The organism is Streptomyces sp. NPDC002643 (genome assembly GCF_053592555.1).
Genome location: NZ_JBSFVY010000018.1, coordinates 157,691 through 178,198, shown reverse-complemented (window position 1 = coordinate 178,198; position 20,508 = coordinate 157,691). Strand labels below are relative to the sequence as shown.

14 protein-coding genes are annotated in these 20,508 nt (G+C 70.5%); 8 read left to right on the top strand and 6 right to left on the bottom strand.

The genetic code is table 11. The features are described 5' to 3' along the window. Positions 1-9 precede the first annotated feature (9 nt). Complete coding sequence (locus ACWD4G_RS26895; RefSeq protein WP_451297684.1) at positions 10-1,122, bottom strand: hypothetical protein; 1,113 nt, start codon at positions 1,120-1,122, stop codon at positions 10-12. A 334-nt stretch (positions 1,123-1,456) separates the two neighbouring features. Here ACWD4G_RS26895 and ACWD4G_RS26890 point away from each other — a divergent pair, with 334 nt between their 5' ends. After that, entirely contained in the window at positions 1,457-1,891 is a 435-nt protein-coding gene (locus tag ACWD4G_RS26890; RefSeq protein ID WP_451297682.1) for a hypothetical protein, read from the top strand. A 48-nt stretch (positions 1,892-1,939) separates the two neighbouring features. Here the strand turns inward: ACWD4G_RS26890 and ACWD4G_RS26885 are convergent, their stop codons facing one another. From ACWD4G_RS26885 to ACWD4G_RS26870, 4 genes are all read right to left on the bottom strand, one after another. Further along, positions 1,940-2,665, bottom strand: a complete 726-nt coding sequence (locus tag ACWD4G_RS26885) for a class I SAM-dependent methyltransferase (protein WP_451297680.1) — start codon at positions 2,663-2,665, stop codon at positions 1,940-1,942. A 231-nt stretch (positions 2,666-2,896) separates the two neighbouring features. Beyond that, positions 2,897-5,479: an ATP-binding SpoIIE family protein phosphatase gene (locus ACWD4G_RS26880; protein WP_451297678.1), complete on the bottom strand. Its 2,583-nt coding sequence runs from the start codon at positions 5,477-5,479 to the stop codon at positions 2,897-2,899. Positions 5,480-5,763: 284 nt separating this feature from the next. Continuing rightward, a complete protein-coding gene (locus tag ACWD4G_RS26875; protein WP_451297676.1) occupies positions 5,764-8,184 on the bottom strand; it encodes an MFS transporter in 2,421 nt (806 codons plus the stop codon). Positions 8,185-8,373: 189 nt separating this feature from the next. Then, the gene (locus ACWD4G_RS26870) at positions 8,374-8,817 is read right to left on the bottom strand and encodes an SRPBCC family protein (protein WP_451297674.1); all 444 of its coding nucleotides are present in this window, start codon (positions 8,815-8,817) and stop codon (positions 8,374-8,376) included. Between the two features lie 223 nt (positions 8,818-9,040). Here ACWD4G_RS26870 and ACWD4G_RS26865 point away from each other — a divergent pair, with 223 nt between their 5' ends. Further along, positions 9,041-10,084 carry an Rv2578c family radical SAM protein gene (locus ACWD4G_RS26865; protein ID WP_451297673.1) on the top strand — a complete coding sequence of 348 codons (1,044 nt, stop codon included), beginning with the start codon at positions 9,041-9,043 and terminating at the stop codon, positions 10,082-10,084. 239 nt (positions 10,085-10,323) lie between these two features. Beyond that, positions 10,324-11,895 carry an alpha/beta hydrolase gene (locus ACWD4G_RS26860; protein WP_451297671.1) on the top strand — a complete coding sequence of 524 codons (1,572 nt, stop codon included), beginning with the start codon at positions 10,324-10,326 and terminating at the stop codon, positions 11,893-11,895. A 114-nt stretch (positions 11,896-12,009) separates the two neighbouring features. On the opposite strand, the gene ACWD4G_RS26855 is transcribed toward ACWD4G_RS26860, so the two are convergent. Then, entirely contained in the window at positions 12,010-12,579 is a 570-nt protein-coding gene (locus ACWD4G_RS26855) for an adenylosuccinate lyase (protein ID WP_451297669.1), read from the bottom strand. Between the two features lie 324 nt (positions 12,580-12,903). On the opposite strand from ACWD4G_RS26855, the gene ACWD4G_RS26850 reads away from it, so the two are divergent. The 5 genes from ACWD4G_RS26850 to ACWD4G_RS26830 all read left to right on the top strand — a co-directional run bounded on the left by ACWD4G_RS26850 (position 12,904) and on the right by ACWD4G_RS26830 (position 20,504). After that, positions 12,904-14,703: a 3-hydroxybutyryl-CoA dehydrogenase gene (locus tag ACWD4G_RS26850; RefSeq protein WP_451297667.1), complete on the top strand. Its 1,800-nt coding sequence runs from the start codon at positions 12,904-12,906 to the stop codon at positions 14,701-14,703. Positions 14,704-14,875: 172 nt separating this feature from the next. After that, positions 14,876-15,685 carry a TetR family transcriptional regulator gene (locus ACWD4G_RS26845; protein ID WP_451297665.1) on the top strand — a complete coding sequence of 270 codons (810 nt, stop codon included), beginning with the start codon at positions 14,876-14,878 and terminating at the stop codon, positions 15,683-15,685. A 480-nt stretch (positions 15,686-16,165) separates the two neighbouring features. After that, positions 16,166-17,503, top strand: a complete 1,338-nt coding sequence (gene ccrA, locus ACWD4G_RS26840; RefSeq protein WP_451297663.1) for a crotonyl-CoA carboxylase/reductase — start codon at positions 16,166-16,168, stop codon at positions 17,501-17,503. Positions 17,504-17,511: 8 nt separating this feature from the next. After that, complete coding sequence (locus ACWD4G_RS26835; protein ID WP_451297661.1) at positions 17,512-19,548, top strand: protein meaA; 2,037 nt, start codon at positions 17,512-17,514, stop codon at positions 19,546-19,548. After that, positions 19,545-20,504, top strand: coding sequence for an HpcH/HpaI aldolase/citrate lyase family protein (locus tag ACWD4G_RS26830; protein WP_062716550.1), 960 nt, complete (start codon positions 19,545-19,547; stop codon positions 20,502-20,504). The genes ACWD4G_RS26835 and ACWD4G_RS26830 overlap by 4 nt, the downstream gene beginning before the upstream one ends. Positions 20,505-20,508 lie beyond the last annotated feature (4 nt).

Below are 20,508 nucleotides of genomic sequence, written 5' to 3'. Positions count from 1 at the left end.
GCTCCCGTCCTACCGCCCGGCCAGAGAGGGCTCCGCGAAACGGAACACTCCGAGCATGTCCTGGCGACGGTGGACGTCCCTGTTGCCCGGGTAGAAGGATGCCTCGGCACCGACGTAGCCCCGAAACCGGTTGTTGTCGTCGATGATCTGCAGCATGGGCTTGATGTGGGAGTTGCCCTGGTAGCAGGTGCCGCGCGGGGTCAGACAACTGCACCAGTGCCACAGGGTGTCGCGGCGGTCCCCGCCGTTGATCCGGGCGAGGTAGTACTCGATCGAGGTCACCTTGCGGTCCTCGCGGCAACCGGTTTCCGGTCGGCAGGCATTGTCGCTCTTCGCCTGGAAGCTCGTCAGGCACCATGTGCTGCTTCGACAGTGCGTGTACAGCCCGGGGCGAAACGTCCCGGGCTGTGTCTCCTCTCGGGCCTCGTCCTTCTCCCAGACGGTGCTCACATACGGCACCGAGGCGTGCTTCTGGACCGTCTCCATCGGCCGCCGCTCGCTGATCGGGGCCGCACTGCCGTATGCGTAACCGGCGGTCGAGTTGTTGGACGCCTCCCATTCGAGGCGGGCGAGTCCCGGCATCTCATGGACGGACCAGGTCTCCGTGTGGCCTCGCGGCCAGCGGATGTCGACGTACTCGGTGCCGCCCTCGGACCTCAGGGCGTAGCCGCCGACGCGTTGGACCGGCGGCTTGCTCTTCCTGGTGAAGTACCCGTGTGCCGTCAGGACCTCGCAGGGGGTCACCTTGCCCGGTCCCCCACTGCACGACCGATCGGGTTCGACCGTGGTGGTCTCCCGCTTCCGCTGCTCGGCGGAGCCGTTCTGGCTCCATACGAAGGTCTCGGCCGCGACCTGCCCCTTCGCCGCGTCGAAGCGGTACCAGCCGAGCTGGACCCAGTTGTCGTACGGCTTGCGCCCGACCACGTCGTGCATCTTGCCGGTGGCGACGACGAAGTTGGGCTTCCCGCCGGGCAGGGCGGCCGGGGCGGCCTGGACCGGGGCCACCGAGGCGGCCGCCGCCAGGGGCAGCAGGAGCAGGAGGCGGAGCCGGCGGGTCGGGGTGATCCGTCGACGGGCGCGACGTGGGCCGTGGGGTCGTTTCGCTGCGGTGGTGTCCTTCACCCCAAGGATCTTGGGTGAGTCACCGGGTCGGAACACCCCAGCGCCACCCGTATCACCCGGCTCAGAGATGCACCGTGCTCTCCGCAAGTGCGCCGCGCGCGCCGTCCCGGCTCGTCGGCCGTCTTCCGACCGTCGACGTTTCCCCAGCTCACAGCCGTATTCCACGCCCCACGGGAAGAGGATACGGATCATGACTGGCGCCGGGCCCCGCCGGCCCCCACAGTTTTGGCAGCAGGGCCCGCCAGGCGGTCGTACCGGACCCCACGGCAGTGAGCCCGCGCATCCCACCCCTCCATGACACGGGTACGTCGTCATGCGTGAAAGGAGCTCGATCATGATCGTCAAGGACAGGCTCGGTCTGCTCGCCGTCTCGGCCGTCGCCGTTCTCGCGGCCGGTACCGTTCCGGTGCTCCCCGCTGCCGCGGCGGCCCCGCAGGCGGCGGCCGCGGCCGTGGCTGCGAAGAACTGCCCCAGTGTGGGCACCCCCCAGAGCGGTGCCACCTCGGTGCGCGCCACGTTCCACAACCAGTCGGTCACAGTGACCGCGACCGTGCACGACCACCAGAGGGGAGAAACGCGGCTGTATGCGGTCGCGTTCGCGGGTGACAAGCAGGTGGGCCGCGTCCGGAGCACCTCCGGCGTGGACGACCGCGACAGGAACGTCACCATCAAGCTGGACGCGCCCGTTCACGGCGGAGCGAACCGCATCGTCTATGGCACCGAATCGACGTACAGCGGGCCCAGCGAGGTCAAGGACTGCTACCGCTGACCCCGCCCTGATGCGGCCCGGCCACCCGCCGGGCCGCATGCGATCGGCTCATGCCGTGCGGCCCGCCACGTACCACTTCGACGGGAGTTCGATCCGTGTGCCCTCCGCCGTGTGTTCGGTGGTGACGAGGGGGAGTTCGCCGGTGGCGACGAGGGTGAGACCGGCCCTGGACAGATAGTCGGGGATCGCCTCGTCGCTCACCTCGCCGGGGGCGATGCCGTGGCGGAAGATGGGGGCGAGTTTGGCCGGGGGGCCGGAGGGGCTCTGGGCCAGGGACATCAGGACCGGCTTGGCGGACTCGGCGAGTTCGACCAGGCAGGCCCGGCCCCGGGCGCCCACGAGCGTGGCGATGGTGTCGACCAGTCGGGGGCGGTCCTCGGGCTCGCACTGGTGGAGGACCCCGCGCATGTACACGTTGGCGTCGCCGAGTTCCCGTTGCAGAGTCTCGGCCTCGGTCCGGTCCGCGGCGTCCAGGAGGCGGTACGCGGCACTGCCCTCGGGGTCGGCGCGGCGGGCGTGGTCCAGGGCCGCCGCCGAGAGGTCGGTGCCGATGACCCGGGTGAAGCGGTCGGCGAGGAAACGGGTCTGGGTGCCGTTGCCGCAGCCCAGGTCGACCAGGGGGAGGTCGGGGGTCGCCACATACGGTTCGAAGAGCGCCAGATGGACGGCGGCGGTCAGCGCGGGGGCGGCGTCCCAGAAGACGGCGCCCGGTTCGCCGGACGCCTCGTGCCAGAAGCCCTCCCAGGCCTGCCTGTACCTACTGGTCACGGTCATGCCCAACTCCCCGGGTGAGACACCGGTCCGCCGGTCGTGACGGCCCAGATCGGTCTACCTCGCGCCGGGCACGGGTTCAAGAACCGCGCGCGTACCTTCACCTCCCGTCCCGATTCCGCGCGCCGTCGCACACCCCGCACGCCCCAGGGCCTACCGCGAGCCCGCCGAGTGCCCCTGAGCGCCCGCGCCCGCACCGCACTCGCGCTCGCGCTCACCACCACCGGCGACGCGTCACCGCCGTCGCGGCAGCGTCAGTTCGAACCACACCGTCTTGCCCGCCCCCGTGCGGCTGGTGCCCCACTCCCTCGCCAGGTTGCTCAGGACGCGCAGACCCCGGCCGTACTCGTCCATGGGGCGGGTGTCGAGGAGGGTCGGGAGGGTGTGGTCCTCGTCGTAGACCTCGCACAGGAGGGTGTCGCCCCGCACGAGGCGCAGTTCGATGTGCCGGCCGCGGGCGTGCCGTACGGCGTTGCCGACGAGTTCGTCGACGAGCAGTTCGGTGGTGTCGGTGAGGGTCTCCAGGCCCCAGACGTACAGCTGTTCGCGGACGACGGCGCGGGCCCTGGCGACCTCCACGGGGTCACGGGCGAGCCGCCACTCGGCGACGTCCTCCGGTTCGATGCCGTTGAGGCGGGCCATCAGCAGGGCGACGTCGTCCTTGCGGCCACCTCGGCCCGCCGCCGAGAAGGTCGCGGCGAGGGCGCGGATGACGGTGTCGCAGGCGTCGTCCATGGACGCGGCCGGGTGGGCGGCGGACTCGCACAGGGCCGCGAGGCCGACGCCGATGTCCGCGCCGCGTACCTCGACGAGGCCGTCGGTGCACATCACGAGCCGGTCGCCGGGCTCCACGCGTACGCGTACCGCGTCGAAGGGCACACCTCCGACGCCGATGGGCGCACCCGTGGGCAGGTCGAGCAGTTCGCTGGCGCCGTCCGCCGCGCGGACCAGCACGGGTGGGATGTGGCCCGCGTTGGCGAGGTGCAACTCGCTCGCGATGGGGTCGTACACGGCGTACAGGCAGGTCGCGAGGTAGTGCTCGCCGAGGCGTTGGGCGAGGTCGTCGAGATTGCGCAGGAGCTGGGCGGGCGGCAGGTCGAGTGCGGCCATGGTCTGTACGGCGGTGCGCAACTGGCCCATCATGGCGGCGGAGTTGAGGCCGTGGCCCATGACGTCGCCGACGACGAGGGCGGTGCGGGCGCCGGGCAGTTTCACCGAGTCGAACCAGTCGCCGCCGACCCGTCCGAGGAGCGTGCCCGGGAGATAGCGGGTGGCGATGTCGCAGCCCGCCATATGGGCCGCGATGTTGGGCAGCATGCTGTCCTGGAGCGTCTCGGCGACGTTCTCCTGGTAGGTGTACATGCGTGCGTTGTCGAGGACGAGGCCCGCGCGGGCGGCGAGTTCGGCGCCGGTGACGCGGTCCATGTCGTTGAAGACCTCGCGCTCGGGGTGGCGCAGCAGGATCATGAAGCCGAGGACGACGTTACGGGCCTTCAGGGGGACGACCAGCATGGAGCGGCCCGTGATCAGCGGGCGGATGTCGCGCTTCTCGAACTGCGCGGCGATCGCGTGCCCCATCTGCTCGCTGATGCGCGGCACGAGCACGGGTTCACCGGTGGTCATGCACTGGAAGAACGGGGTGTGCGCCGGGAACGGCATGGCCTCGCCGACCGGTACGACGTCGTCCCAGCGGCCGGGTTCGTCGGTGTGCTCGACGGCGACGCGGTGCCACATGGTGGTGGTGTCGGGCACGCCGTCGGGGAAGCCCTCACCAGCGACGACCTGCTCGCGCAGATACGTGCCCGCCACGTCCGTGAAGCGGGGGACGACCGCCCTGCTGACCTCGACGATGGTCTGCGACAGATCGAGGGAGGTGCCGATGCGTCCGCTCACCTCGTTGAGGAACTCCAGGCGCTCGCGTACGGCGGCGTGTTCGAGGTCCTCGCCCTCGTCCTCCAGGTCCTCCGGGACCGGCAGCCGCCCCTCCGCGACGGCGCGCGCGGCGCGTTCACGGCGGGCCTGACGCTCCGTGCGCCGGGGTACGCCCCAGTCGGGGGTGACGGGCACCCGGTCGTTCTGGCTGAACTCCAGTATCGGATAGCCCAGTTCGAGGACCTGGGCGACGATGCGGGCGCTCTCGCCGACGCTCATGCTGGGCAGGATCTCGGGGAGCCTGCGGGCCAGTTCCTCGGCGGCGGGGAAGTCGGTGTGCAGGGCGAAGCCGGGCGCGATGCGTTCGACGGCGACGTCCTCGTCCGGGCGGCGCAGGGTATCGGCGTCGGCGGCGAGCACGAGCAGTCGCTCCGCGCCGGGGCCGACCAGCGGATACGCCCACCACAGCACATCGAGGCGGTCGCTCCCCCAGCCTTCGGAGGAGGAGACCCCCGTAGCGCCTCGCTCGTTCCCCGTGCCGCCCCGCTCTGGCCCCGTCCAGCTCCCCTCGGCCCCCGTGCCGCCCCGCTCGGGCACGGTCAGCCGGGCGCGGCCGGCCGCCGGGTAGGACAGCCCTCCGTCCAGCGAGGACTCCAGGTCGGGGCCGAGTCCGTCGTACGCGTGGTACGCCCCGTACGGCGACGGGGTCTCGTCCTCGTCCGGGAGCGCGCCGGACACCGGCAGCAGGTCAAGGGCGGGTTGGCCGAGCGCGTCCTCCTTGGCGATGCCGAACATGCGCCGGGCGCCGCTGCTCCAGTGCGACACCAGGCGGTCGCGGTCGACGACGACCACGGCCAGCGGGATGCGGCCGGCCTCGGCGTGCTCCGCCGTGCCGTCGCCGGCTCCGAGGCCGGTCTTCGCGCCCGTGTCGGTGCCACGGTCCATGGCCAAGGCCCTTTCTCCCCACGGCTCGCAAGATCTGCGGCGCCCCCACTACCGTACGGCCGCGTAGCGTCGCGATGTGTGCCAATACACGAATTGACCACGGGGAGCCTCCGGCGCACGGGCCGCAGTACAACCGGCGCACAACCAACCGCGCGCCCCCGGGTGGGGTCACCGGCTCGCGCCCCTCGGCCCTCGCCCGGCGAGCGCCCGCCACCCGCGTACCAAGACCGACGGCCGGCCCTCCTTCCCTGGCCGGCCGTCGATCCCCGCGCGGGCACCGACTCTCAGTCCAGGTACCCCAGTTGAAGATCCCGTTCCGTTCGGGCGCCCCCCGCCACCTGGAGAACGGTCGCCACCGGCGGGTACCCCGTGGCGATCACCGTGTACTCGCCGGAGGAGAGGTCGACGAACCGGAACGTCCCGTCGAGGCCGGTGGTGAGGGTGTCGACAACGTTGCCCGCGGCGTCGAGGAGGGTGACCCGGGCGTCCTCGACGGGGCGCCCGCCGCCCGCGCGGACGGTCCCCCGCATCACGGCACCGCCGGCGAGTTCGATGTCCTGGCGGGTCTCGCGGGCGGCCCGGACGGTGACGGGGAGCGCGGCGGGACGGTGGGAGTGGGCGCTCGCGGCGAGGGTGTACTCCCCCGCGACCAGCTCGGTGATGAGGTACTCGCCCTCCTCGCCGCTGCGCGTGGTGACGACGACCTCGCCGTGGACGTCGGTGAGGGTGACCGACGCGTCCGGTACCGCCCGGCCGTCCGCCGTGCGCACGGTGCCGATCAGCCGCCCGGCGCCGCCGAGCACGATGTCGACCTCGACGGGCCGCTCGCCCACGGTCACGCTCACCGCCTGCGGCTGATGCCCACCGGCCGCGGCGATCAGCACATACGCCCCCGGCCCGGGCGTGGACAGCGCGTACCGCCCGTCCTCACCGCTGCCGCCGCGCCCGGTCTGTCGCCCGGTGGCGTCGATGAGAGTGAGCGCGGCCCGGGGCACGACGGTGCCGTCCGGCTGCCGCACCGTGCCGCGGACCGGGACCCCGGATGCCTCAGAGTCCCCGGGCACGACAGGACCGTCGGCCGTGTACGCGGAGCGTGCCTGCGGGATCTGGACGGGCGACGGCGGCTGCTCGACGGTCGCGTCCACGGAAACCTCGTCGGGGGACACCAGCGGTTTCTCCTTGAGGAAGAAGGCGATGAGGGACCCGAGGACGAGCACCGGCACGACGTACAGGAAGAGCCGGGGCATGGCGCCGGCGTACGCCCCGGCGTAGGCGTCGCGCACCGGGGCGGGCAGGGCGTGCAGGAGCCCGGGGGTGAGGGAGTCGGTGTCGGGCAGAACGGCGTGCGCGGGCGCGGGGAAGCGCGCGGCGAGTCGTTCCGTCAGCAGTGCGCCGAAGAGGGCGACCCCGATGCCGCCGCCGATCTGCCGGAGGTAGTTGCCCGCGTCGACGGCACGGCCGATGTCGTCGGGGTGTACGGAGTGCTGCACGGCGAGGACGAGGACCGGCATCACCATGCCGATGCCCGCGCCGAGCACGGCCGTCCACAGCGCGAAGTGCGGCCGGGGTGTGCCGGTGTCGAGGTGCGCCAGGAACCAGAGGCCGGTGGCGGTGAGGGCGCTGCCGAGGATCGGATACGTCTTGTAGTGCCCGGTGCGGGTGATGAGGCGGCCGGCGATGACGGAGGCGCCGACGATCCCAGCGGTCAGCGGCAGCATGAGCAGCCCGGCCCGGGTGGCGGTGGCCCCGTCCGCCATCTGCACATAGGTCGGCAGATAGGTGACGGCCCCGTGGAGCGCGACGCCGATGGCGAGGCCCACGAGGCCGGTGACGACGAAGACGCGGTCCTTGAACAGCCGCAGGGGGACGAGGGGTTGGGCCGCGAAGCGTTCGACGACGAGGAAGAGGACCGTCGCCACGACCGCGCCCCCGGCGAGACCGAGGACGACCCGCGAGCCCCACGCGTACGTGGTGCCGCCCCAACCGGCCAGCAGCATCAGGCAGGTGGAGGCGACGGTGAGCGACAGCGCGCCGAGGACGTCGATCCGCCCCCTGGGATCGCCGTGCGTCGCTCTCCGCCGCTTCAGGGCGAAGGTGATCACGGCGAGGGCGAGCAGGCCGAAGGGGACGTTGACGTGGAAGCACCAGCGCCAGGAGACGTGGTCGGTGAACCAGCCGCCGAGGAGGGGGCCGGTGACGGAGGCGAGGCCGAACGCGGCGCCGATCAGGCCCAGGAAGCGGCCCCGTTCATGGTCGGGGACGAGGTCGGCGATGATCGCCTGGACGCCGATCATGAGGCCGCCCGCGCCGACCCCCTGGAGGGCGCGGAAGGCGATGAGCTGATCCATGGTCTGGGCGAGGCCCGCCAGCGCCGAGCCGGCCACGAAGACCACGAGGGCGAACTGGAACGCGCCCTTGCGGCACCGGAGTTCGGCGAGGCGGCCGTGGAGCGGCAGTGTGGCGGTGGCGGTCAGCAGATACGCGGTGACCACCCAGGACATACGGTCCAGGCCGTGCAGCTCACCGGCGATGCGGGGCAGCGCGACGGCCACGACCATCTGCTCCAGGGCGACGAGGAGCAGGACGAGCAGCAGGGCGCAGAAGACCAACCGCACCCGGGCCGGGCCCGGTTGGGGAGGATCGGTCGCCGGGGGTGGTGCGGGGGTGGTGGTCGGTTCGTCCCTGACCAGTGTGATCGCGCTCATGCGTGCCGCTCCCCTCGTCGCACTTACCGCACAATTCCCGCGTTAAGCGGCAACTGTCGGCAAGTGCGGCGAGTTACGGCATTCCGGTGAGCGTCATGGAGATCCACTCGAACCGGTGAGAGCGACAACGAAGGCCGGGCCACTGCCCATTGAGATATCCGGGCCACTGCTCACCGGGGTGCGTCGGCCCTACTTCTCGACCTCCGCGGCGAGGTTGGCCAGCAGCGCGTCGTAGATCCGGGCCAGGCCCTTGGGGGCGAAGGTGCGCTCGAAGAAGCCGCCGATGCCGGTGGCGCCCTGCCAGGTGGCGGTGACGACGACGCGGGACTTGCCCTCGCCGGCCGGGGTCACGCGCCAGACGGTGACCATGGAGGAGTTGCGGTCCTTCTCGACGAGCTCGCCGTCGGAGGGCTCGGTGACCTCCAGGAGGCAGTCGCGGATGCGCTTGCTGGTGGCCTGGAGCTTCCAGTGGACGAGGGTGCCCTCGCCGTCGCCGCCCTCGCGCACCTCGTACTCGCTGAAGTGCTCGGGCAGCATCTTGCCGCGCGCGCCGCTGTAGTCGGCCAGGGTGTCGAACACCGTCTCCGCGTCTGCCGCGACGATCCGCTCCGTCGTGGCCTCGACCTGCGCCATTGCACTTCCTCCAGCACTTGGTAACTCGGGGGGTGTGCGGAAAGCCAACCACCACCGGGGCGGACGGCCCAAATCGGGGTGGTCGAAGCGGCGGGGCGGCCGGGCCGGGGCTCCCCCCAGCACGTCCCGATCCAGACCTCCACACGGTGTTCGAAAACCAGTTCGCACAATCAAGGGAACGTGTGTTCTATTCTGGGGCCAGAGCACAGCGAGGAGGCGTTCCATGCGCTGGGACCATCTGGCCGAGAACCCCGCCACGGCCCGGGATGCCGCACTGTTCGGCGTGGACGTGGTGCGGAGCCGTACGTTCGACACCCCTGAATTCCGGGGCATGACCTTCCATGAGATCCGGGCCAAATCGATCGTGAACCGGGTTCCCGGGGCCTCCCGGATGCCGTTCGAATGGACGGTGAACCCCTATCGGGGCTGCTCGCACGCGTGTGTGTACTGCTTCGCCCGCAAGACCCACAGCTATCTGGACCTCGACACCGGCCTCGACTTCGACTCGCAGATCGTGGTGAAGGTCAACGCGCCCGAGCTGCTCCGCCGCCATCTGGGCTCACCGCGCTGGCACGGCGAGCACATCGCGATGGGCACCAACGTCGACTGCTACCAGCGCGCCGAGGGCCGCTACCGGCTGATGCCGGGCATCGTCGCCGCCCTGCGCGACCACGCGAACCCCTTCTCGATCCTGACCAAGGGCACGCTGATCCTGCGCGACCTCGATCTGATCCGGCAGGCGGCCGAGGTCACCGAGGTCGGCATCTCGGTCTCGGTCGGCTTCACCGACCCGGAGCTGTGGCGCACGGTCGAGCCGGGCACACCGGCCCCCGACCGCCGTCTGGACGTCGTCCGCGCCTTCACCGACCACGGCATCGGCTGCGGGGTGCTGATGGCCCCCGTACTCCCCTTCCTCAGCGACCACCCCGACCGGCTGCGCGCCACCGTACGGGCGATCGCCGCGTCCGGCGCCACCTCCGTGACCCCGCTGGTACTGCATCTGCGCCCCGGCGCACGCGAGTGGTACATGGCATGGCTGGCACGCCATCACCCCTATCTCGTACGCCGTTACGAGCGGCTGTACGCGGAGGGCGCCTACGCGCCGAAGTGGTATCAGCGCCGGATCACCCGTCAGGTGCACGATCTGGCGCGGGAGTACGGGATGGGGCCGAGGGAAAGGGAGCTGCCGCGCAGGATTCCGCTGCCCGAGGAGGCCCCGCCGGCGGTCGCGCGGGAGACGGCACCCACCCAGCTGACCCTCCTGTGACCGGCTCTCGGCCGCCCGGTTCTCCGGTGACGGACCCTTTCTGACCGACCCTCAGCCCCCTGCCGAGTGTCCTTGCGCCGGTACGTTTCTGATCATTCCGGGGCCATACGGACCCTTCCCCGGCCCCCGTTGGGTCAAGACTTGGCAGAACCCGTTCTTCCGGGCGTGCGTTCCGGGACGATGCGACGAAAGCCGTGGCATGCACGGCTGGAAATCCTCCGTCCTGGGAGGCCTGACGAATGAAGAAGCGCGCAGCCGCTCTGTGCGGTGCCGCCGCTGTACTGGCCGGGTTGGTCACGGCGGTCCCGGCCGGCGCGAGCGCCGGTTCCGAGGCGGCGCCGACGGCGAAACTCACCTGGAAGAAGTGCGCCACCAGCGCCTATCCGACGCTCCAGTGCGCCTCCTTGAAGGTGCCGCTCAACTACAAGAAGCCACAGGGCAAGAAGATCACCCTCGCCCTCTCCCGCGTCCCGCACACGGCGAAGAAGTCCCAGGGGCCCCTGCTGGTCAACCCCGGCGGGCCCGGCGGCAGCGGGATCACGATGGCCGGTTTCGTCGCGTCCTCGCTGCCGAAGAAGGTCGCGGCGCAGTACGACGTGATCGGCTTCGACCCCCGCGGTGTGGGCGCGAGCAAGCCCGCCCTGAACTGCGAGTCCGGTTACTTCTCCCCGGTGCGCCCCGACTCCCTGCCGAGCAGCCCGAAGACCGAGCAGGCCAACCTCAAGCGCGCCCGGTCCTTCGCCAAGGCGTGCGCCACCAAGTACAAGGACGTCCTGCCGTACATCGACACGGTCAGCGCGGTCAAGGACATGGACGCCATCCGTAAGGCCCTCGGCGCCAAGAAGATCAACTACTTCGGCTACTCGTACGGCACCTATCTGGGCGCCGTGTACGCCAAGCTCTTCCCGAACCGCGTCCGGCGGCTGGTCCTGGACTCCGTGGTCGACCCGACCGGGGTCTGGTACGACGACAACCTCCAGCAGGACTACGCCTTCAACGACCGCCACCGGGCGCTGATGGCGTGGATCGCGAAGAACGACAAGACGTACAAGCTGGGCACCGATCCGGAGAAGATCGAGGCCAAGTGGTACGCGATGCGCTCGGCGCTGGCCAAGAAGCCGGCGGACGGCAAGGTGGGCGCGGCCGAGTTGGAGGACACCTTCCTGCCCGGCGGCTACTACAACGGCTACTGGCCCGATCTCGCCGCGGCGTTCGCGGCGTATGTGAACAAGAAGGACGACGATCCGCTGGTCGAGGCGTACGAGAACTTCGCCGCCGTCGACGCGTCGGGCGACAACGGCTACAGCGTCTACGCCGCGGTGCAGTGCCGTGACGCGTCCTGGCCCCGCGACTGGGACACCTGGCGCGACGACAACTGGGAGGTGTACGACAAGGCCCCGTTCATGACCTGGAACAACGCCTGGTACAACGCGCCGTGCGCGTACTGGCCCACGGCTTCGCTGAAGCCGGTGAACGTCACGAACACCGGGCTGCCGCCGGTCCTGATCTTCCAGGCCACGGACGACGCGGCCACCCCGTACGAGGGCGGTGTCATGACCCACCACCTGCTGCGCGGCTCCAGCCTGGTCGTCGAGCAGGGCGGCGGCAACCACGGCATCACGCTCAGCGGCAACGCCTGCCTGGACAAGTACCTGGCGAAGTACCTGACCGACGGCACGGTCCCGCGCGGCACCGGCGAGGCCGACGCCACCTGCGAGAAGCTCCCCGACCCCGAGCCGGCGAGCGCCCAGACGACGTCCGCCCCCTCCCGGGGTTCGACGCTGCACGGGCTGCTGGGCTTCCGGGGCTGACCCCGGACCGGCCGTGGGGTCCCGGACGAACCCCGGGACTCCCACGGCCGCCCGCACCTGGGGTGCAGAGACGCGGCGATCGTGGACCCGACCAGCCCCCACCGAGCCGCGGTGTCAATCCCGTATGCGGGCCAGCGCCCGCACCGCGGCCTCCGCCAGTTTCGGATGCGCGAGCGCCTCCTTCAGCACGGCCCTGGCCCGGACGTCCCCCAGTTCCCCCAGCCCCTCCACACAAGCGAGCGCCACCCGCCGATAGGGATCATGCGGCGCCAGCCTCCGCCGCAGCGTGGTGATCAGGGCCGGCACGGACTCGGGTGCCCGCAACTCGACCAGCAGCCGCACCGGATGCAAGGCGTAGGCGACCCGTAACTCGTTCGTGGCGAGCGCGGCGGCCGCGCGCGCCGTGCGGGGGTCGCCGAGCCGGGTCAGGGCGTGGGCGGCGGAAGCGCACCGCGGTGCGTCCCGGTGGTTCAGCAGCAGGACCAGCGACTCGAACGCCCGGCGATCCCCCGCGACCCCCAGCCGGAACGCCGCCAACTCCCGTGCCCAGAGCGGCTGTCCGGGCTCGGTCAGCACGGCCGCCAACTCATCGGCGCTGTCGGTCACGACGAGCCGCTCGTAACCGCCCGCGCCCCCGGACTCGTTCCGCACACGTTCCGTGAGTGATCGCAACGCCTCGTCCATGCTTCCGAGCGTAAGGGCGGCAACGCCGTTCAGGGACGTACATCACAAACACCAGGGCTGGCGCGCTCGTTACCCACCGGTTAAGCTCAGACGAGCGAGTGACCCACTCGTGTTCGCTTGCGACGGTTTGGTGACGCGACCGTCGTGAGCACAGTCGGTACGGCACGGCCTCGGGACAGGGCCGGTCGGTTCAGCCGCTTCATGGTTTCGCCATTCGCCGGGCATGTGCGATGCCCGCCTTCCACGCGCTGGTCGCGCCCTCGTCGGCGTACCGGGACGCGTTCCCCCAGTCGTCACCTTCACCCTCATTTCTGGAGTCCCGCGATGGCCACTCCCCTGTCCCCCGTTTCCCCCCTGAAGACCATTGCCGTGGTCGGTCTCGGCACCATGGGCACCGGTATCGCCGAGGTGCTGGCCCGGGCCGGCCGCGAGGTCATCGGCATCGACATCAGCGAGGCCGCCGCCGCCCGTGCGGTCGCCGCGCTGGAAGCCTCCACCGAGCGTGCCGTCGAGCGCGGGCGGATCAGTGAGAAGGAGCGCGGCGACGCCCTCGCCCGTTTCCGGACGTTCACCGATCTGCGTGCCGCCGCCGACGCCGACCTGGTCATCGAGGTGGTCCCGGAGTCGTACGAGATCAAACAGCAGGTCTTCCGTGAGCTGGACGGGATCGTCCGGCCGGAGACGATCCTCGCCACCGGCACCAACGCCCTGTCGGTCACCCGGCTGGCCGCCGACTCGTCCCGTCCCGAGCGGGTGTTGGGGCTGCACTTCTTCAACCCTGCGCCCGCGATGAAGCTGGTCGAGGTGGTCTCCTCGGTGCTGACCGCGCCGCCGGCCGTCGCCGCCGTCACCGATCTCGCGCTCGACCTGGGCAAGGAGCCCGTCGCGGTCGGCGACCGTCCCGGTTTCGTCGCCGACGGACTGCTGTTCGGCTACCTCAACCAGGCCGCCGCGATGTACGAGGCCAAGTACGCCTCCCGCGAGGACATCGACGCGGCGATGCGGCTCGGCTGCGGGCTGCCGATGGGCCCGCTGGCGCTGCTCGACCTGATCGGCGTCGACACCGCCCGTACGGTCCTGGAGGCCATGTACGCGGCCTCGCGCGACCGGCTGCACGCTCCGGCGCCGATCCTCAAGCAGCTGAGCGAGGCGGGGCTGACCGGCCGCAAGTCGGGGCGCGGCTTCTACACCTACGAGGCGCCGGGCTCGGCCACGGTCGTGCGGGACGCGCTGACGCCGGTGGACGGCCCCTCGCTCGTCGAGGGCCGTACCGTGCGCTCGGTGGGGGTCGCGGGCTCGGGGACCATGGCCTCCGGGATCGCGGAGGTGTTCGCCAAGGCCGGGTACGAGGTCGTGCTGGCCGCGCGCAGCGAGGAGAAGGCGCAGGCCGCCAAGGCCCGTATCGGCAAGTCGCTTTCACGCTCTGTCGACAAGGGCCGGATGACGGTCGAGGCCGCCGCCGAGACCCTGGACCGGATCGCCCCGGCGGGCTCGTACGACGCGTTCGCGGACGTCGATCTGGCACTGGAGGCCGTGGCCGAGGATCTGGAGGTCAAGCGGCAGCTGTTCGCGACCTTCGACAAGGTCTGCAAGCCGGGCGCGATCCTCGCCACCACCACGTCCTCGCTGCCCGTCGTGGCCTGCGCCCGCGCCACCTCGCGCCCGCAGGACGTGATCGGTATGCACTTCTTCAACCCGGCGCCCGCGATGAAGCTGGTCGAGGTCGTGCGTACGGTGCTGACCGCCGACGATGTCCACGCGACCGTCCGTGAGCTGTGCGCCAAGGTCCGCAAGCACCCGGTGGACTGCGGCGACCGGGCCGGTTTCATCGTGAACGCGCTGCTGTTCCCGTACCTCAACAACGCGATCAAGATGGTCCAGGAGCACTACGCGTCGCTGGACGACATCGACGCGGCCATGAAGCTGGGCGGCGGCTATCCGATGGGGCCGTTCGAGCTGTTGGACGTGGTCGGGCTCGATGTGTCGTTGGCCATCGAGAAGGTGCTGCACCGCGAGTTCCGCGACCCGGGCCTCGCCCCGGCTCCGCTGCTGGAGCATCTGGTGGCCGCGGGCTGCCTCGGCCGTAAGACGGGCCGCGGTTTCCGCGAATATGCCAAGCGCTGAGGGGCCGGGCGATCGGTTCGCGGCGGGCGGGGAATGGGGCGGTCTCCTCGCCCCGGGCGGCCAGGCCCCACCCCTCCGCTCCCCCGCCGCGCCCGCCGACCCCCCGTCCCGTCGGGGCGGGGGGATCGGTGGACATGCGCACTCTCCTGCGGAGATGCAGTACGTTCGGGGCATGTCCCAGCCCGCCAAATCCTCACGTACACCAGCTGCGCCCGACGCTCCGGAGAGTGCCGCGGGCAGTCGCGCCGCCGCCCAACGCCTCAAGATGCGGCGGGAACTGGCGGCCGCGGCCATGGAGCTGTTCTCGACCAAGGGGTACGAGGCGACCACGGTCGACGAGATCGCCGCGGCGGCCGGGGTGGCCCGCCGCACCTTCTTCCGCCACTTCCGCTCCAAGGAAGAGGCGATCTTCCCGGACCACGACGACACCCTGATCCGCGCCGAGGCCGTCCTCAACGCGGCCCCCGCGCACGAGCACCCGCTCGACACGGTGTGCCGGGGCATCAAGGAAGTCATGAAGATGTACGCGGCCCGGCCGGAGATCTCGGTCGCCCGCTACAGGCTGACCCGCGAGGTCCCCACGCTCCGGGAGGCGGAGATCGCCTCCGTGGCCCGCTATGAACGCCTCTTCACCCGTTATCTGCTGGGCCACTTCGACGAGCACGCCCACCAGGACGACGTGGGCGACGACCCGTTGCTCGCGGAGGTCGCCGCGTCGGCGGTCGTCACCGCGCACAACCACGTGCTGCGGCGCTGGCTCAGGTCCGACGGCCAGGGCGATGTGGAGACCCAGCTCGACCACGCCTTCGCGATCGTCCGCAAGACCTTCGGCACCGGCATCGGCGCGGGCCGCGCCCTGTCCACCGAGCCGACCGCCGCGACGGCCTCCACCCACGGCGAGGTCCTCGTCACAGTGGCCCGCACGGACGCCCCTCTGGAGGAGGTCATGCGGACCATCGAGGAGGCATTGAAGGACCGCTAGCCCCCGCGACAGCGCCGGTCATCCGGGCCGACCCGCTTTTCTGCCGGGGGTCCGGGGGTCGTCCCCCGGGAAAGCACAGCACTGATCGGTAACTGTGACAACGGCCACCCCACCAGGTGGCCGTTTTGGCATGTCAGAGGCCCTTTGCGCACCTCATCTGATCGATCATCGCTCACCTGTTACGTAAAGATTTCACCTGAGCGAACTTTCTGGCACTGGGTGCCTTGCGAGGTGACACGGCGTGCCATACGTTGAAGGAGTCCGGGCGGCCGGCGTGCAGCGACCTTTCGTACGCCGGCTGTCCCCGCAGCCCCCATGGACCGCGCGCCCGGACGCCTGCGTCACAGGCACCCCTCCGCGCCACACCAAGCGCCGCCGAAGCTCCACCTCCGCCGAACCGACGGCATCACGCACCCAGCAGCACCCGACGTAACCCTCAACAGCGTCTTCCCTCGGACGCTCGTCGCCGGAGGCACCACCGTGAAGGAAATCCTGGACGCGATCCAGTCGCCGGAGTCCACCTCCGCCGACTTCGCCGCTCTGCCGCTCCCCGAGTCGTACCGCGCGATCACCGTGCACAAGGACGAGACGGAGATGTTCGCCGGGCTCGACACCCGCGACAAGGACCCCCGCAAGTCGATCCACCTGGACGACGTTCCGCTGCCGGAACTCGGTCCGGGCGAGGCCCTGGTGGCCGTCATGGCCTCCTCGGTCAACTACAACTCGGTGTGGACCTCGATCTTCGAGCCGCTGCCGACCTTCGGTTTCCTGGAGCGCTACGGCAAGCTCAGCGAACTCACCAAGCGCCACGACCTGCCGTACCACATCATCGGCTCCGACCTCGCGGGCGTCGTTCTGCGCACCGGCCCCGGCGTCAACGCCTGGCAGCCCGGTGACGAGGTCGTCGCGCACTGCCTGAGCGTGGAGCTGGAGTCGTCCGACGGCCACAACGACACGATGCTCGACCCCGAGCAGCGGATCTGGGGCTTCGAGACCAACTTCGGCGGGCTGGCGGAGATCGCACTGGTCAAGTCCAACCAGCTGATGCCGAAGCCGGACCACCTCAGCTGGGAGGAGGCCGCCGCTCCCGGACTGGTCAACTCCACCGCGTACCGGCAGCTGGTCTCCCGCAACGGCGCCGGGATGAAGCAGGGCGACAACGTCCTCATCTGGGGCGCGAGCGGTGGACTCGGCTCGTACGCCACGCAGTTCGCGCTCGCCGGCGGCGCCAACCCCATCTGTGTCGTCTCCAGCGAGCAGAAGGCCGACATCTGCCGGGCGATGGGCGCCGAGGCGATCATCGACCGCAACGCCGAGGGCTACAGGTTCTGGAAGGACGAGCACGAGCAGGACCCGCGCGAGTGGAAGCGCTTCGGCAAGCGCATCCGCGAACTCACCGGCGGCGAGGACGTCGACATCGTCTTCGAGCACCCCGGCCGCGAGACCTTCGGCGCCTCCGTCTACGTCACGCGCAAGGGCGGCACCATCGTCACCTGCGCCTCGACGTCCGGGTACAACCACGAGTACGACAACCGCTACCTGTGGATGTCCCTGAAGCGGATCATCGGCTCGCACTTCGCCAACTACCGCGAGGCCTGGGAGGCCAACCGGCTGATCGCGAAGGGCAAGATCCACCCGACGCTGTCGAGGGTCTACTCCCTTCAGGAGACCGGGCAGGCCGCGTACGACGTGCACCGCAACCTCCACCAGGGCAAGGTCGGCGTGCTCTGCCTCGCCCCCGGGGAGGGTCTGGGCGTGCGCGACCAGGAGATGCGCGCGCAGCACATCGACGCCATCAACCGCTTCCGGAACATCTGAGGGCACCCATGACTGAGCGTCAGAAGGACCGGCCGTGGCTCATGCGCACCTACGCGGGCCACTCCACCGCCGAGGCGTCCAACGAGTTGTACCGGCGCAACCTCGCCAAGGGCCAGACCGGTCTGTCGGTGGCGTTCGACCTGCCGACGCAGACCGGCTACGACTCCGACCACATCCTCGCCCGCGGTGAGGTCGGACGGGTCGGGGTCCCGGTCGCGCACGTCGGTGACATGCGCCGGCTGTTCCAGGACATCCCCCTGGAGCAGATGAACACCTCGATGACCATCAACGCCACCGCCATGTGGCTGCTGGCGCTCTACCAGGTCGTCGCCGAGGAGCAGGGTGCGGACATCACCCAGCTCCAGGGCACGACCCAGAACGACATCGTCAAGGAGTACCTGTCCCGGGGCACCCATGTCTTCCCGCCGGGGCCGAGCCTCCGGCTGACGACGGACATGATCGCGTACACGGTCTCCCACATACCGAAGTGGAACCCGATCAACATCTGCAGCTACCACCTGCAGGAGGCGGGCGCCACACCGGTCCAGGAGATCGCGTACGCGATGTCCACGGCGATCGCGGTCCTGGACGCCGTCCGCGACTCCGGGCAGGTGCCGCAGGAGCGCATGGGCGATGTGGTCGCCCGGATCTCCTTCTTCGTGAACGCGGGCGTCCGCTTCATCGAGGAGATGTGCAAGATGCGGGCGTTCGGCCGCATCTGGGACCGCATCACGCGTGAGCGGTACGGCATCGAGAACCCCAAGCAGCGCCGCTTCCGGTACGGCGTCCAGGTCAACTCCCTGGGCCTGACCGAGGCACAGCCGGAGAACAACGTCCAGCGGATCGTGCTGGAGATGCTGGCGGTGACCCTGTCGAAGGACGCACGCGCGCGTGCCGTGCAGCTCCCGGCCTGGAACGAGGCGCTGGGCCTGCCCCGGCCCTGGGACCAGCAGTGGTCGCTGCGCATCCAGCAGGTGCTGGCGCACGAGAGCGATCTGCTGGAGTACGAGGACATCTTCGAGGGCTCGCACGTCATCGAGGCGAAGGTGAGCACGCTCGTCGAGGAGTCGTTCGCGGAGATCGAGCGGATTCAGGAGATGGGCGGTGCGATGGCCGCCGTCGAGTCGGGCTATCTGAAGTCGCGGCTCGTCTCCTCGCACGCCGAGCGCCGGGCCCGGATCGAGTCCGGCGAGGAGAAGATCGTCGGCGTCAACATCTTCGAGTCGACCGAGCCCAACCCGCTCACCGCCGACCTGGACGCGGCGATCCAGACGGTCGACCCGGCGGTCGAGGCCCGGGTGATCAAGTCGCTGCGGAACTGGCGCGACACCCGCTACCAGCCGCCCTTCAACCACCCGCGCCCCTGCAAGGCGCTGGAGCGGCTGAAGGAGGCCGCCAAGGGCACCGACAACCTCATGGAGGCCACCCTCGACTGCGCGCGCGCCGGGGTCACGACCGGCGAGTGGGCGGGGGCCCTGCGCGAGGTGTTCGGGGAGTTCCGGGCGCCGACCGGGGTCTCGTCGGCGCCGGTGGCCGTGCCCGTCGAGGAGGGCTCGGCGCTGGCCGGGGTGCGCCGCGAGGTGGAGCTGACGGCGAAGGACCTGAACGTCGGCAAGCTGCGCTTCCTGGTCGGCAAGCCGGGCCTGGACGGGCACTCCAACGGGGCCGAGCAGATCGCCGTGCGGGCTCGTGACGCGGGCTTCGAGGTGGTCTACCAGGGCATCCGGCTCACTCCCGAGCAGATCGTGGACGCGGCCCTCGCCGAGGACGTGCACGCGGTGGGGCTGTCCATCCTCTCCGGCTCGCACGCCCAGCTGGTCCCGGACGTCCTCGACCGGCTGCGGGAGGCCGGCGCCGCCGACATCCCGGTGATCGCCGGCGGGATCATCCCGAACGCCGACGCCGAGCAGCTCAGGGCCGCCGGAGTGGCGGCCGTGTTCACCCCGAAGGACTTCGACATCACCGGGATCATCGGCCGTATCGTCGACGAGATCCGCAAGGCCAACAAGCTCAACCCCCTCATCAGCACGGAGGTCCCCGCATGACTGTCAACCGTCTCCGCCCGCGGCGTTCCTGCCTGGCAGTACCGGGCTCGAACCCCCGCTTCCTGGAGAAGGCGCAGGGCCTCCCCGCGGACCAGGTCTTCCTCGATCTGGAGGACGCGTGCGCCCCGCTCGCCAAGCCCGAGGCGCGGCACACCATCGTGAAGTTCCTCAACGAGGGCGACTGGACCGGCAAGACGAGGGTCGTGCGGGTCAACGACTGGACGACGGAGTGGACGTACCGCGATGTCGTGACCGTCGTCGAGGGGGCCGGGCAGAACCTCGACTGCATCATGCTGCCGAAGGTGCAGACGGCCCAGCAGGTCGTCGCCCTCGATCTGCTCCTCACCCAGATCGAGAAGACGATGGGCTTCGAGGTCGGCAAGATCGGTATCGAGGCGCAGATCGAGAACGCGCAGGGTCTGAACAACGTCAACGAGATCGCCACGGCCTCCCAGCGCGTGGAGACGATCATCTTCGGCCCGGCCGACTTCATGGCGTCGATCAACATGAAGTCGCTGGTCGTGGGCGAGCAGCCGCCCGGCTACCCGGCGGACGCCTACCACTACATCCTGATGAAGATCCTGATGGCCGCCCGCGCCAACAACCTCCAGGCGATCGACGGCCCCTACCTGCAGATCCGCAACATCGACGGCTACCGCGAGGTCGCCCAGCGCGCCGCCGCGCTCGGCTTCGACGGCAAGTGGGTGCTGCACCCGGGCCAGGTCGAGGCGTCCAACGAGATCTTCTCGCCCTCCCAGGAGGACTACGACCACGCCGAGCTGATCCTGGACGCGTACGACTACTACACGTCCGAGGCCGGCGGGAAGAAGGGCTCGGCGATGCTCGGCGACGAGATGATCGACGAGGCCAGCCGCAAGATGGCGCTGGTCATCTCCGGCAAGGGGCGGGCGGCCGGCATGCAGCGCACGTCCAAGTTCGAGATCCCGGAGGCGTGAGCGC